Below are 13732 nucleotides of genomic sequence, written 5' to 3'. Positions count from 1 at the left end.
TACAAGCGCTAAAGATCGGGGTGAAAAATTCACTTATTATCTGAGAATCCCCAGTTTGCAAGAATATATCTTGATTGACTCGGAACAAATCTCCGTCGAACGTTACTGTCGGGGTGAGGGTAGGATGTGGCTTTATTATCCTTACACGGCTGGAGATATTGTCACTTTATCGAGTATTGAATTCGAGTGTCCGATTGAGTCTCTAGCTGGCATACAGGTATAGTCTTAGACTGATATTTCTATTTTAGGAAATCGCTACACTAGATTTATCAGGAAAAACAGGCTGTCTGAGTTCATTCAGCAAAATAGGGTAGCAGGAGGAATGTGATGAAAGCAGTCGTTATCCGTCGGTATGGCGGTGCTGAGGTGTTGCAGTATGAAGACGCGGAACAGCCAAAAATTGAGTCAACGCAGTTACTTGTGAAAGTTCGTGCTAGTAGCGTTAATCCCATTGATTGGAAAATTCGCCAAGGGATGTTGAGTTTGATTATCGGCAACAAATTTCCGAAAATTCTGGGGTTTGATGTGGCGGGAGAAGTCGTAGCCGTTGGCTCTGGTGTCACACGCTTTCAAGTAGGAGATGCTATTTATGGCAGTACTAGTTTCCCTGGAGGAGGTTACGCCGAATTTGCAGCCATCCCAGAAAACTTGGCGGTACTCAAACCAACAAATCTATCTTATGAAGAAGCTGCGGCTGTGCCTTTGGCAGCACTCACGGCTCTGCAAGCACTGCGAAATGAGGGAAATATTCAAACAGGACAAACTGTGTTAATTAATGGCGCGGCGGGCGGTGTAGGGATTTTTGCGGTGCAAATTGCTAAGGCTTTAGGGGCAGTGGTGACGGGAGTTAGCAGTGCTAAAAACTTGGATTTGGTGAAATCTTTGGGAGCAGACCGCGTGATTGATTATACGCAGCAAGATTTTACCGAAGATACAGCGCAGTATGACATTATCTTTGATGCAGTGGGTAAGCGATCGCTCTCCCAAACCAAAAAAGTCCTCAAATCCAACGGAGTTTACATCACCACCGTACCTACCCCCAAAGTCTCCTTAGAGATCCTCTTAACAGCGTTCCTTCCCGGTCAAAAAGCGAAATTTCTCTTTGAAAAACCCAATACCAAAGACTTGCTTTTTCTCAAAGAATTGATTGAAGCTGGTAAAATTCGTGTAGTAATTGATCGCACATATCCCTTACAAGAGTTGGCGATGGCTCATGCTTATAGCGAAACTGGGCGTGCTGTCGGGAAAATTGCGATCGCGCAGCCCGTCGTAGACATCGCTATTTCTAGTTGACTTTACAAACATCCTCTCAGACCTTTTTAAATTTTGGACTTCGGCCTAAGCCTTCAGTAGAATACTTTTAACGTATCCAATCCAAAATCTAAAATTCGATGAGTAATGCTACTTTACCTGTATAAACGAGATGATGTTGTCAAGTCCATTTCCAACGAGATTATAATCACCAGGGGTATAGTCACGGCATAAACCCCCAGTTTCATGTTGGCACACACGTACTACTACACCCGGCGGTACGCTTAATGAACTAATAGTGTCATTACCAACAATATTTAAGTTACCTTGGTTGGCTTTGTATACTCCTGGAGTTGTAGGAAAAGACTGAGAAATTCCACTAAAGTTAGGGTCTCTGTAGACCTTAACCTGTTGTGAAGGCGTGTAGGAGAGCTTGTAAATAGTGCCACTGTAGTCATCTGAAATTAACAAATTACCTTGCCCGTCTACCACCATATCCACGGGTCGCCCCCAGGTTTCTTGGGTTGTTGGAACTACCCAACCACTGACTAAATCTATCTGCTGCTCTGGGTTCTTTGTTGTATTGTTCCAGGGGAAGTAAGCTATTTTGTAGCCCGTTTTAGTCTGCCGATTCCATGAACCATGCAGCCCCGCCACTGCTCCATTTGAGTAGAGGCTGGGAAAGTTGGTATTTTGTAAGAATGTTAGCCCCAAGGGAGCCGAATGAGCTTGGATACCTTTGCTAATCCTATCCATTGCATTGCAATTAACACGCCCATCAGCATTGAATTGATAATCGCGGTCAAATGGCATATAGTTCAGGCCATTTGATGTGTCAGGATTGGGGTTGCAGAATGGCCAACCGTAGTTACCGCCATCTCGGACCTTCGTAAACTCCTCTGGCGGATGGTTGTCTACGTAGGAGGGGATAATTTTACCGTAATTGCCACTGCTATCGTTGAAAGGATAGGCGATGTTATCTCGATTATTAACGACTACCCAAAGGTCATTTGTGCCAGGTAAGAATGCTAACCCTTCGGCATTACGTAAACCTTGGGCAAAAAGTCGCTGATTGGTTCCATTAGCGTTGTACTGGTAAATTGCACCACGTTTTGGGTAACTGACAGTATCTTCTTTGCAAGCATTGCATGTAGAGGCGATCGACACGTACAGTTTGTGATTACTATCAAGTGCGATATTTTTCAATTCGTGACCATAACCACCTCTGAGTTCCGATGTGCTGCTGTCTGGTAAACCAATGACAACAATTTGGCGGTTTTTTGCGATTAAGTCTCCATAGTTGTAAATGAAGCGGTTAATTTGATTCGTCTCGGAGATATAAATGTATGTGGTGTTGTCAATCTTATGAAACACAATATCGTGTGGTTTACGTAGACCCGTCACGAAGTCAGAAATAATTGGGTCTTTGTTGCCATTTGGCCGAACAATTAATACTTTACCGGAACTGGGTTGTGATACTAGAAGATCCCCATTGGGAGCAACTGCCATAAAGCGAGCTTTGTTTATGCGAGCATAAACAGACATGGAGAAATTGGGCGGCACTTTCAAGTAACGGTTAATATTAAAGGGTGCAGAGGTCATTGTGCTAGGCACTTTCAGCTTAGTTTCAACCGATGCAGCAGGTGGTTGGCCTAAAGCTGCGGTGGGAACAACTTCTAAGGACATCAAACTAATTAGCGATGCGGATAGTATGCGTCCGAGTATCTGTGTTGGTTTTAGAGTAAATGCAACCATTTTGAACTTCTCTCTAGCGTGGTAGGGGTCTGTATTAGACATAACTCTCGGTTAGCCGATTTCACCGAGAGTTTGACCAAAGGTAACTCAGAGATTTTATTTTTTTGAAACACTTAAAATATCTTTATGTATAGCAGGGGACTGGGGACTGGGTTGAAAGTCTCTTTGTATATAGGTTTTATCATCAGTTAATGTCCTAACCTCCTTGTCAGTTGCTATACTCTTGAGAGGAGTTTGCCAGATATAGCGATCGCCAAAGCGGTTTGAGCATAAACTAGAAGTTGTCACTTTTGCTGTGGAGCGATCGCTTTCGGAGGCGCGGCTAGCTCAATTAGGAAAGTTTCAAGAAGTTTTTGGTGAAGTACCAAACATCATACCGAGTTCTGGTCTTCATGATGTAGCAGATCAAGGATCGTTTAAATCTCCAGGACTTCGCAATGTGGAGTTGACCGCTCCTTATATGCACAATGGTGGAATGTTAACTCTGGAGGAAGTGGTCGATTTCTACAATCGGGGTGCGGCTGATGATAATGCGAGTATACCTCGCTTGCCTTTGCTTGGATTGACAGACAAGCAAAAACAACAATACTTCAATTTCTTATAAAAGATTAGATGAAATCTACACAAGGCAAACGGGCATTGATCACAGGTGGTAATCGAGGAATTGGATTTGCGATCGCCAAAGGTTTACTAGCAAAAGGTTATGAAGTGATAATTACTTCGCGTTCGCTCGATAATGCTCAACAAGCTGCCCAGAAATTACAATCAAAGGTGATCCCACTTGAATTGAATGTTAGCGATGATAGCTCCATTAACCAAACTCTGAAAACGCTGCGTGAGGAGATTGATTGCTTAGATGTTTTGATTAATAATGCTGGCGTGTATCCAGACGAGGGTGTGAATATTCTCACCATTTCTCGTGAGTTGCTCGATTCAACAATGAATATTAACGCCTTTGGCGCTATTCGGATAATACAGGCATTTTTACCTCTTTTGGAAAAATCCCATGATGCTAGAGTCGTTAATGTTTCGAGTGACGGGGGAGCATTGTCAGATTTATCTGCCGATGTCCCAAGTTACAGCCTATCGAAGTTGGCATTAAATGGTGCAACAATTATGTTGGCACAAGCTTTGCACTCTCAAAGGATCGTTGTCAATTCTATGTGTCCCGGTTGGGTCAAAACAGATATGGGGGGAGCTGATGCTCCGCGAACACCCGAACAAGGAGCAGACACTGCAATCTGGTTAGCTACTGAGGCTCCACGTACTTATAGCGGTAAGTTTTTCCGCGATCGCCAGGTAATTTCTTTTTAAATCGAATGGCACTAAGAAAAGCCCAAAGGCTTGTTTCACCTCGTTCCCAGCCTAGAGGCTGGGAATGTATTCAAAGAGGCTCTGCCTCTCGTCAAGAAAGAGGAGGCGGAGCCTCCCAGAATCGGTTCCCAGCCTCCAGGCTGGGAACCAGTGAGGGCAAGGGCTATATCTTTTCTTAGTGCCATTCCTTTTTAAATCGATTCACGTTTAGAACTTGTTAGAACTTGACTATAGGGGATGCTTTTCTCGCTCTAGCTGCATTACAAAAAGTTAACGATCCCCAAACGGAAGACTTCTCGCGTAAAGTCATAGGAGTATCCGATGTTTGCATCGGCAAGAAACTTACCAGCTAACGATTCTTTTGTTGCCCCATAACCGCCAAGAATTTCAAAGGCTGTTTGTGCGTTTTTGATCGCCACATCCACAGCAAAAGTCTCAGCAGCTGGTGCTTTTACTGTGGTAGCAAGTTGGGGAGAAGTTTCGGCCTGTTGTGCTGCATCCCACACCATCAGTCGTGCAGCCTGAGTGTTAATCATCATCTCCACTAATTTTAAAGCTACTGCCTGATGTTCGATAATTGGACGACCCCAACTAATTCTCTGCTTGGCATAATTCAAAGCATACTCATAAGCAGCACGAGCTAAACCAACATAGGAAGCTGCTACTCCAATAGAGAATTCTGGACATAGCATGAGTAATTTTGCTGCTTCCCCCTCTTGTCCAATCATATTCTCTACTGGGACTGGGACGTTATCTAGATAAATTTCGGCATGATGAGATGCGTTCCAACCAATTAGTTGAGTTTTTTTACTAAACTTAATCCCTGGTGTATCAGCCTCTACGTAGAAAAGAGACAAACTTTCGCGCAATGGTTTATCCATCGCTGTACGAGCAATGATAAAGTAGGCATCTGCAATCCCAGCATTTGTGATTAACGAAGATTTTCTTCCATTCAGGATGTATACATCGCGATCTCGTACAGCAGTGGTTTTTATGCCGATATTGGGGTCTTGGATTGGACAGAACACATCAGAAGTAGCGACATTCGATTCACTCTCTACGGCGCTAAATAAATGGGGTTTTTCAGAATTAACAAAGGATAGAATTCGTTTTTGTTGTTCCGTAGTTCCTACCTTTGCAATAAACAGTGACATCGCTGCGGTGACATTGAAATAACTGCAAGCAATGCTGACATCAACAGCGCCTATTTCTTCCAAGACTATAGCTAAATCTATACACTTTCGCCCCAGACCTCCTAACTCTTCTGGAAGCATCAAGGATGTGAATCCAAGTTGAGATCCCTTGTGAAACAATTTCTGGCAAAATTCCCAAGGTTCTATTTCTGGATTGTTAGACTCTTCGATTATGCGAACAACAGGCTGAATTTCATTTTGAGCAAAATCACGCGCTTGTGTTTGCAAAATCTGCTGTTCTTGAGTCAGGCTGAAGTCAATCATCTTTGATTTTTTATCTTTTTGGATGAATCCCTATAGTTGAATATGCAAATATTAAGAGATTCTTATTGAAGAATAAAGTATATATTAACAGAAAGATAAGTTACGATTAAAGCCAATTTTTAAAACTACTTAAAATCAGATATTTAAAACTCCTGAAATTCATAAGCAATAAATAGTCTGGCGGTTTTTAACTCTTCTTTTTTCTGGCTTTCTGATAAATCTATCTCAATCTTACACGTCTGATAAATATCTTTGATGTTTGATGATACAGTTTTATTTAAATATGTGAAAATAGTGTAAATTTTGTAATGGTAAATAGCTTTGACGAATGGTCTTCATTAACAGAAGTGATTGTAGGCTCGCCGATTAATTACAATACTCAAGACTTGGAGTTATCTTTTAAGCTTTTTTTCCATGATGTCGCATACACTGCTTTCTGGTATCCTTATTATGAAAAAAAGGAAAGCCAAAAGGAAAAATCAGCAGAAACCTCTTCAAGCAGGAAGTTTGGGAAAAAATATCTCGAAGAATTAGCAGAGGATGTTGAAGAACTGGTCAAAACCCTGGAAGGGTTAGGGGTAAAAGTCCATAGACCGATGACATTAAGTCATGCTATCGAGTTTAAAACTCCTTATTGGGAGGCAACTTGTATTCCCGCCTTAAACGTTCGTGACCAAGCGATAATTATTGGCAATGAAATTATTGAAACTTCTCCTCAAATCAGAGCTAGGTATTTCGAGAATGATTTGTTGAAGCCGATATTTTACAATTATTTTAATCAAGGGGCAAAATGGACGACGATGCCAAGACCGATCATGAGCGATCGCTCTTTTGATATTTCTTATGTATCAAGCGATCGCACCCCCTGCGTGGAAAATATTTATGCCCAAAACACCTCAGAGTTTGATGTCGGATATGAGATGATGATTGATGGCGCTCAATGCATCCGTTTGGGCAAAGATATTATCGTCAATGTGGCAACGAAAAATCATTGGTTAGGATTTCAGTGGCTGGAACGACATTTGGGGGATAAATTCAGATTACACAAGATTTTTCAGTTGACCGACAATCATATTGATAGTATTGTTCTGCCTTTAAGACCAGGAAAATTGTTGTTGCGCCACCCCAAATTTCTAGATAAATTGCCAGAGTTCCTGCAAAAATGGGATGTTATTTATCCTCCAGAACCGATGGAGAATATTTTTCCTCAATATGAAGATGACGAGTTGATTCTCACCACCAAATATATTGACTTAAATGTTTTATCGGTGGATGAGGAAAAAGTAATTGTTAATTCTTTGTTTCCCGAACTAATAACAACTTTAGAGAAGAATGGTTTTACACCTATTCCAGTAAGGCACAGACACCGACGACTTTTTGGTGGTGGGTTCCATTGCTTTACATTGGATACCGTCAGAGAAGGGAAATTAGAGGATTACTTTAGTTAAATTATGAAACAAGTTGAAAGTTTGAAAGCTCCAGGATGGTTGCAGAGAATAGAGTTAATTCTCACTCCTATTGGCTACTGGGAAAGAGCATTTGAAAGTCATCCTGAAGCTTTTTGGGCTAAAGGAGTCGATTGGGGAAGTCCTCTGATGATGTTTTATACTCCCCAAGCTGTTCAACAGATTATCGAAAATCGGGATAAACATTTAGGAATTGTCTCCTTTCCTGGAGAATTAACAGCAATATTTGGCAATAATTCAGTAGCAACAAGCGAAGGCGATCGCCACCAAATTTTCCGTAAAATATTGATGCCTCCTCTACACGGAAAACAGGTACACAATTATGGAAAATTAATTTGCGAGATCACTCATCAAGTGATGCAGGAATTACCAATCAACCAACCATTTTTGGCTTGGGAAGTTGCACAGGATATTACACTGCAAGTTCTCATCAAAATTTTATTTGGTTCTGCTCAAAAAGAGCGATATCAACAGATCAAAAATCTGATAGTTTCTCTGTTGAATTTATTTGCGGCTAAAACCGCTAGATTTCCCCTATTAAGGTTTTTCCCCAAAGTTTTAGGCCACAGAAACTTCGGGCAAAAATTTCTCCAAATACGCCAGCAAATAGAACAACTCAGTTATGCCGAAATAACAGAACGTCGGACTTGTATAGAGCCAGATAAAACAGATATGCTCTCCCTATTGATGTTGTTTCGTGATGAACACGGACACCCCCTAACTGATGTAGAAATACTGGATAACTTATTATTACTATTATCTACAGGAAATGAATCGACTACTGCTGCAATTTGTTGGTTGTGGTACTGCGTTTACCGTAATCCAGAAATTCAAGAAAAACTGCTTCAAGAAATAGAAAACTTAGGAGACTTTTCTAACCCAAATAGTTTTTACCGTCTTCCTTATTTGACTGCTGTTTGCAATGAAACTCTACGAATGTATCCGATTACAATGTTTATTCTACCTCGCGGTGTCAACACACCCACTGAAATAGCAGGTTACAAATTACAACCAGGAAATCTAGTTTCTATTAGTAATTATCTACTTCATCGACAAGAAAATTTATATCCAGAACCGAGCAAATTCAAACCAGAACGTTTTATTGAGCGTCAGTTTTCAGCCTATGAATTTATACCGTTTGGTGGTGGTATTCGGAACTGCATTGGAGCCGAATTAGCTCTGTATTTAATGAAGCTAATTTTGGTAACTACTGTGTCTGAGTATCAATTAGTATTAGCAAATAAGCAGCCTGTAAAACCCCAAAGTCGAAATGCGAATTTAGCCCCGATTGCTTTACAGTTGGTGAAACACAGCAATTCCAAAAATATGACTTAACATAAAACTAGCCTAATTATCATCACAAAAATTTATGATTCTTGAGGCAGTTATGCTTCTTGTTAAACCTGGTCTAGAATCTGAGTTTGAAGCTACTTTCAAAAAAGCTTCTAAAATTATTTCCTCAATGGATGGATATTTATCCCATGAATTGCATAAATGTATAGAAGTCAAAGCTAAATATTTATTACTTGTCAGATGGGAAACTTTAGAATCTCATACTGTCGGATTTAGAAATTCTCCTGAGTATCAAGAGTGGAAAAAACTTTTGCATCATTTTTATGAGCCATTTCCTACTGTTGAACACTTTGAAGAAATTGAAATATAAAAAACAAGAACCCCGACTTATTTGAGAAGTTGGGGTTCTGTGATTTTATCAGTCTACTCGTTGTAACTGCGCTACTCTTGGATCGACAATTTTTTGTCCCAAACTAGCAAATTTAATTGCTACAGACATCTTACTACCAGTTCCGAAAACATGAGTAATTTCACCAAGACCAAAAGTTTTATGTAATACTCTATCGCCTACTTGCCAATTCTGCGTTGCATCTTGCTTTCCATTGGGAGTAGAGGCACTTTTAGTATAACTTTGACGACTTGCGCGTTTGGTAGATAACAATTCTTCTGGTAATTCGTCGAGAAATTGCGATCGCATGGCAGGTTCACGAGAACCATACAAACGACGTTCCCGCGCGTGTGATAAAAATAACCTTTCTTGGGCGCGAGTAATGCCCACATAACACAGGCGGCGTTCCTCTTCCAAAGATGCGGGGTCACTTAGCGAACGATAGCCGGGAAATAACCCTTGTTCTAATCCCACCAAAAATACTACGGGAAATTCCAAACCTTTGGAAGCGTGCAAAGTCATTAAAGAAACGGCTGTTTGCCCTTCTTTTAAGTTATCCAAATCGGAACTAAGGGCAGCACTACTCAGAAAGTCTCGCAGGGAAACCTCTTCGTTTTCTTCTTGAAATTGCAGTGCAGCGTTATAAAGTTCCTGGACGTTTTGCACTCTATCTGTGGCTTCATCTGTGCCTTGATTCATCAAGTCTTGAACGTAACCAGAGTCTTCTAATATTCCTTGCAAAACTTCAGTTACGGGAAGCGTGGCGATTTGTGCTTGCCAACGGCTAATCATTGCGGCAAAATTATTTACAGCTTTTGTGGCTCGTCCAGCTAATGTATTAACTGATGTTTCATCGCTGAGTATTTCCCATAGAGTTGTCCCTAATTGTTGGGAGGCGTTCATTAAAGCATCAATAGTGGTTTTGCCTACTCCCCGGCGGGGAGTATTGATAACTCGTAATAAACTGACTGTATCAGCTGGGTTAGCGATCGCTCTTAAATAGGCGATCACATCTTTGATTTCTTTGCGATCGTAAAATCTCATTCCCCCCACAACTGTGTAAGGAATTTGTTTTTCTACTAACAATTGTTCAAAGGGTCGAGATTGGGCATTTGTCCGATAAAGTATGGCAAAACTACCCCAGTTTAACTCTGGATTTTGGTTTTCTAAAGTGATAATTTGATTAATCACAAATGCCGCTTCTGCAAGTTCTTCATCGGCTTTGTGACAAGTAATCTGTTCACCCGTACCCCGCGTAGCTTTGAGAATTTTATCAATCCGTTGGGTGTTATTTTCAATCAGTTCATTAGCAGCTTGCAGAATGTTTTCACAAGAACGATAGTTTTCTTCCAGCTTAACCATCGTCCGAGTATCATCATCTACCAAACTATCACCAAAGTCTTCCTGAAATCCCATCAAAATGGTGAAATCTGCCATCCGAAAGCTGTAAATTGATTGATCTGCATCACCGACAACAAAAACTGAGCGATCTTCCCATTTCCATTCGCTCTTTTTGGTTTCACCATTAGTTACCAACAAGTGGATGAGTTGATACTGAGTGCGATTAGTATCCTGATACTCATCTACAAGAATATGGCGAAATTGGCTATGCCAGTAATTTAAAACTTTCTCATTTTGCTGAAATAATCTTGTAGTAACTAAAATCAAATCATCAAAGTCGAGAGCATTATTTTGTGCTAATTTATCTTGATAACGATTATAGACATCAGCAATCACCCTTCCGCGATAATTGGGTTGATCTTGCTCAAATTCTTGGGGTGATAAGCCTTGGTTTTTAGCGTTACTAATAGCGTAGCGAACAGAACGGGCATCAAATTTTTTATCGTCTAGGTTTAAGTCTTTAGTAACAATTTCTTTGATCAGGCTTTGAACATCAGATTCATCAAAAATAGAGAAATTGTTAGTCCAATGCCGCCCTTTTTCATCTTGATATTTTCCAAGCTCAATGCGAAGAATACGAGAACATAAGCTGTGGAAAGTGTTACACCATAAGAATTTTATCGTGGTTTTATAAACTTTTGCTCGCAATTCCATTTGTTGATATTCTGTCAACAAATCCAATCGTTGACCGTATTCTTTTATTGCTTGTTGTTCCGCAAACAGCCGTTGAATCCGTTCTTTCATTTCCCGTGCGGCTTTATTGGTAAAAGTAACCGCCAGGATATGTTCTGGATCGACACGGTGTTTGAGAATCAGATTCGCAATGCGATAAGTCAGCGCTCGTGTTTTACCGGAACCTGCGCCAGCAACAACTAGCAACGGGCCGCAGTAGTGTTCGACGGCTTGACGTTGGCTGGGGTTAAGGTGACTGAGAAAGTCGATGGTTGTTGTCATGGATGTGCAAAAGCGATTGCCTGGTGTCACATCAATAGAAGGTCACTATTGCCCAGGTTACAATATCTTAACGAAACTTGGTCAATAAAGATTGTCTGGCAATTAAAAAATACTGGTATTTAGACAAAGCTTGTATCGTGGCAATTCATGAATTGTCCCTAAATACGTTAATTTTTCTACGTAGAAAAGTTAGCCACTAGTTATTCCGGCGCGTTGTGTCGTAAAATCAGCGACGGGGAATCAAACATCAAAACATGGTGAGCAAGCTCTAACTTGTTCTGTTGTAAACAGTAGGGGCAATTTATTCATTGCCTCAACAGGTTTTCGTGGGGACACGTCAATGTTCCCTAACCCGTGGTTTATTTGCTTGAAAAACGCTGTAATACCTGACTGGGAGTATAGTCACCAATAGGACTATTCACTCATTTGAGTACCCAATGTCAATTGGGTAGTAATACACGATACATCATCATTGAACCGTTAAATTTTTAAAGATGAAAAATTTCTTTAATTGCAGGTTTCACCAGTATAAAGAGGGATGGATATGGATTTTAGCTTAATTGTATCCAACATTTTGAATCCGCCAATTCTGTTCTTCTTTTTAGGCATGACTGCTGTTTTTGTCAAGTCCGATCTGGAAATTCCCCCACCAGTACCCAAACTCCTTTCGTTGTATTTGCTGTTTGCCATTGGTTTTAAAGGAGGGGTAGAACTAATCAAAAGCGGTCTGAATCAGGAGGTAATTCTAACACTCCTGGCAGCAATGCTGATGGCTTGTGTTGTTCCAATTTACACCTTTTTTATCCTAAAATGGAAACTGGATACTTACGATGCTGCGGCGATCGCAGCAACCTACGGTTCTATCAGTGCCGTCACTTTTATCACCGCCGGCGCTTTTCTCACTGAGCTTGGTATTCAGTATGATGGATACATGGTAGCAGCTCTTGCCCTGATGGAATCTCCGGCGATCATTGTTGGTCTGATCTTGGTGAGTATATTCACCGCCGATGAAAAGCGAGAGTTTGCTTGGTCGGAAGTTTTGCAAGAAGCATTTCTTAATAGTTCAGTTTTTCTACTAGTCGGTAGCCTCTTAATCGGCGTATTGACAGGAGAACGTGGTTGGAAGGTATTAGAACCCTTTGCTCAAGGGTTGTTTTATGGCATTCTCACCTTCTTTTTATTGGATATGGGACTGGTAGCTGCGAGAAGAATTAAAGACTTGCAAAAAACCGGATTTTTCCTGATTTTATTTGCCATACTAATTCCAATACTCAATGCAGGTATTGGGTTGGCGATCGCCAAATTCATCGGTATGCCTCAAGGAAATTCGCTATTATTCGCTGTATTGTGTGCCAGTGCTTCTTACATTGCTGTCCCAGCAGCGATGCGAATGACTGTTCCCGAAGCAAATCCCAGCCTGTATGTTTCTACCGCTCTAGCAGTCACATTTCCATTCAATATTATTGTGGGAATTCCGCTATATCTCTACGGAATTAACCTATTTTGGAGGTAATAATATGCACGTAGTTAAAAAGATAGAAATTATCGCCAACTCCTTTGAGCTTGCCAAAATTTTAGATAGTTTAGACAAGTCGGGTGTACATAGCCATGCCGTCATTAGAAATGTGGTTGGTAAAGGATTACGAGGAACGACAGAAGATTTAGACATGACCATGCTTGATAATGTTTACATCCTCGCATTTTGTATGCCAGAAGAACTCAAGCGTGTTGTCGAAAATATCAGACCATTGCTGAATAAGTTCGGAGGTACTTGCTACGTTTCCGATGTGATGGAAATTCGCTCTGTTAGATGTATCGCGTCTCTATAAGATAGTTATAAATTCAATGAAGCATTTCATGGAACGTCGTGACTTTTTGAAGTTGGGAATGACCGGGGCGTTTGGAATGATGTTAACTGCCAGCGATTTACTCTGGCAGGTTAAACAGGCTAAAGCTGCCGAAATCCCCTCAAATTCCCCAGAATCACTCACTCCCGATGCAGCTTTACAAAAGTTGATAGAGGGAAATCAGCGATTTATTCAGCATCATCCTCAATACCCCGATCAATCTGAGTTGCGGTTGCACGAAGTTGCTCAAGCTCAACATCCATTTGCAACTATTCTTAGTTGTGCGGATTCACGAGTGCCGGCAGAAATTGTTTTTGATCAGGGCATTGGGGACATTTTTGATGTTCGGATTGCTGGAAATATTGCCACACATGAAGCGATCGGTAGTATTGAATATGCGGTTGTCCTATTAGGTTCTCCGTTGCTGATGGTAATGGGTCATGAGCGTTGTGGGGCTGTAACCGCAGCTGTAAAAAAAGAATCGTTACCTGGTGATATTAGTACTTTTGTTCAGGCAATTCAGCCAGCCGTGAAAAAGGTCAAGGATCAGCCGGGTGATGCGGTTGAAAATGCTGTGGTGGCAAATGTGCAATATCAAATTGAACG

At 41.0% G+C, this 13732-nt stretch carries 14 protein-coding genes; 10 read left to right on the top strand and 4 right to left on the bottom strand.

Annotated elements, in window-relative coordinates:
• Together HWQ37_RS02490 and HWQ37_RS02485 are read left to right on the top strand one after the other, a co-directional pair.
• Nucleotides 1-223 (top strand): Uma2 family endonuclease (locus tag HWQ37_RS02490; RefSeq protein WP_292743301.1); only part of this gene is annotated, 223 nt, incomplete at its 5' end.
• Nucleotides 224-327: 104 nt separating this feature from the next.
• Nucleotides 328-1293: an NAD(P)-dependent alcohol dehydrogenase gene (locus HWQ37_RS02485; RefSeq protein WP_292743298.1), complete on the top strand. Its 966-nt coding sequence runs from the start codon at nucleotides 328-330 to the stop codon at nucleotides 1291-1293.
• Between the two features lie 108 nt (nucleotides 1294-1401).
• On the opposite strand, the gene HWQ37_RS02480 is transcribed toward HWQ37_RS02485, so the two are convergent.
• Together HWQ37_RS02480 and HWQ37_RS02475 are read right to left on the bottom strand one after the other, a co-directional pair.
• Nucleotides 1402-3006: a PQQ-dependent sugar dehydrogenase gene (locus HWQ37_RS02480; RefSeq protein ID WP_292743295.1), complete on the bottom strand. Its 1605-nt coding sequence runs from the start codon at nucleotides 3004-3006 to the stop codon at nucleotides 1402-1404.
• Between the two features lie 96 nt (nucleotides 3007-3102).
• On the bottom strand, nucleotides 3103-3294 hold the full coding sequence (locus HWQ37_RS02475; RefSeq protein WP_292743292.1) for a hypothetical protein: 192 nt from the start codon (nucleotides 3292-3294) through the stop codon (nucleotides 3103-3105).
• 7 nt (nucleotides 3295-3301) lie between these two features.
• On the opposite strand from HWQ37_RS02475, the gene HWQ37_RS02470 reads away from it, so the two are divergent.
• Together HWQ37_RS02470 and HWQ37_RS02465 are read left to right on the top strand one after the other, a co-directional pair.
• Nucleotides 3302-3610 carry a hypothetical protein gene (locus tag HWQ37_RS02470; protein ID WP_292743289.1) on the top strand — a complete coding sequence of 103 codons (309 nt, stop codon included), beginning with the start codon at nucleotides 3302-3304 and terminating at the stop codon, nucleotides 3608-3610.
• A gap of 8 nt (nucleotides 3611-3618) precedes the next feature.
• Nucleotides 3619-4320, top strand: coding sequence for an SDR family NAD(P)-dependent oxidoreductase (locus HWQ37_RS02465; RefSeq protein WP_292743287.1), 702 nt, complete (start codon nucleotides 3619-3621; stop codon nucleotides 4318-4320).
• Between the two features lie 260 nt (nucleotides 4321-4580).
• Here the strand turns inward: HWQ37_RS02465 and HWQ37_RS02460 are convergent, their stop codons facing one another.
• Complete coding sequence (locus tag HWQ37_RS02460) at nucleotides 4581-5777, bottom strand: acyl-CoA dehydrogenase family protein (protein ID WP_292743286.1); 1197 nt, start codon at nucleotides 5775-5777, stop codon at nucleotides 4581-4583.
• A 308-nt stretch (nucleotides 5778-6085) separates the two neighbouring features.
• Here HWQ37_RS02460 and HWQ37_RS02455 point away from each other — a divergent pair, with 308 nt between their 5' ends.
• From HWQ37_RS02455 to HWQ37_RS02445, 3 genes are read left to right on the top strand one after another with little or no spacing between them, the layout of a single operon-like run.
• Complete coding sequence (locus HWQ37_RS02455; RefSeq protein ID WP_292743284.1) at nucleotides 6086-7225, top strand: glycine amidinotransferase; 1140 nt, start codon at nucleotides 6086-6088, stop codon at nucleotides 7223-7225.
• Between the two features lie 3 nt (nucleotides 7226-7228).
• On the top strand, nucleotides 7229-8578 hold the full coding sequence (locus tag HWQ37_RS02450) for a cytochrome P450 (protein WP_292743282.1): 1350 nt from the start codon (nucleotides 7229-7231) through the stop codon (nucleotides 8576-8578).
• Nucleotides 8579-8612: 34 nt separating this feature from the next.
• The gene (locus tag HWQ37_RS02445) at nucleotides 8613-8906 is read left to right on the top strand and encodes an antibiotic biosynthesis monooxygenase family protein (RefSeq protein WP_292743280.1); all 294 of its coding nucleotides are present in this window, start codon (nucleotides 8613-8615) and stop codon (nucleotides 8904-8906) included.
• Between the two features lie 48 nt (nucleotides 8907-8954).
• Here HWQ37_RS02445 and pcrA read toward each other — a convergent pair whose 3' ends face one another.
• Complete coding sequence (gene pcrA, locus HWQ37_RS02440) at nucleotides 8955-11279, bottom strand: DNA helicase PcrA (RefSeq protein ID WP_292743278.1); 2325 nt, start codon at nucleotides 11277-11279, stop codon at nucleotides 8955-8957.
• Between the two features lie 544 nt (nucleotides 11280-11823).
• Between pcrA and HWQ37_RS02435 the strand changes: the two genes are divergently transcribed.
• From HWQ37_RS02435 to HWQ37_RS02425, 3 genes are all read left to right on the top strand, one after another.
• Entirely contained in the window at nucleotides 11824-12792 is a 969-nt protein-coding gene (locus HWQ37_RS02435) for a sodium-dependent bicarbonate transport family permease (RefSeq protein WP_292743276.1), read from the top strand.
• Nucleotides 12793-12796: 4 nt separating this feature from the next.
• Nucleotides 12797-13108 carry a P-II family nitrogen regulator gene (locus HWQ37_RS02430; RefSeq protein WP_292743274.1) on the top strand — a complete coding sequence of 104 codons (312 nt, stop codon included), beginning with the start codon at nucleotides 12797-12799 and terminating at the stop codon, nucleotides 13106-13108.
• A gap of 28 nt (nucleotides 13109-13136) precedes the next feature.
• Nucleotides 13137-13732: carbonic anhydrase (locus tag HWQ37_RS02425; RefSeq protein WP_292743304.1), on the top strand; the 596-nt coding region annotated here is incomplete at its 3' end.

The organism is Nostoc sp. NMS4, from assembly GCF_017115095.1.
GTDB lineage: Bacteria > Cyanobacteriota > Cyanobacteriia > Cyanobacteriales > Nostocaceae > Nostoc.
The sequence above is the reverse complement of the archived record's forward strand: the minus strand, read 5'-3'. Positions and strand labels throughout refer to the sequence as shown.

What these genes read in the sequence shown, in the direction of transcription:
- HWQ37_RS02485 (WP_292743298.1), top strand. Translation starts at nt 328, where the DNA reads ATGAAAGCAGTCGTTATCCGTCGGTATGGCGGTGCTGAGGTGTTGCAG.
- HWQ37_RS02480 (WP_292743295.1), bottom strand. Translation starts at nt 3,006, where the DNA reads ATGGTTGCATTTACTCTAAAACCAACACAGATACTCGGACGCATACTA.
- HWQ37_RS02465 (WP_292743287.1), top strand. Translation starts at nt 3,619, where the DNA reads ATGAAATCTACACAAGGCAAACGGGCATTGATCACAGGTGGTAATCGA.
- HWQ37_RS02460 (WP_292743286.1), bottom strand. Translation starts at nt 5,777, where the DNA reads ATGATTGACTTCAGCCTGACTCAAGAACAGCAGATTTTGCAAACACAA.
- HWQ37_RS02455 (WP_292743284.1), top strand. Translation starts at nt 6,086, where the DNA reads ATGGTAAATAGCTTTGACGAATGGTCTTCATTAACAGAAGTGATTGTA.
- HWQ37_RS02450 (WP_292743282.1), top strand. Translation starts at nt 7,229, where the DNA reads ATGAAACAAGTTGAAAGTTTGAAAGCTCCAGGATGGTTGCAGAGAATA.
- HWQ37_RS02445 (WP_292743280.1), top strand. Translation starts at nt 8,613, where the DNA reads ATGATTCTTGAGGCAGTTATGCTTCTTGTTAAACCTGGTCTAGAATCT.
- pcrA (WP_292743278.1), bottom strand. Translation starts at nt 11,279, where the DNA reads ATGACAACAACCATCGACTTTCTCAGTCACCTTAACCCCAGCCAACGT.
- HWQ37_RS02435 (WP_292743276.1), top strand. Translation starts at nt 11,824, where the DNA reads ATGGATTTTAGCTTAATTGTATCCAACATTTTGAATCCGCCAATTCTG.
- HWQ37_RS02430 (WP_292743274.1), top strand. Translation starts at nt 12,797, where the DNA reads ATGCACGTAGTTAAAAAGATAGAAATTATCGCCAACTCCTTTGAGCTT.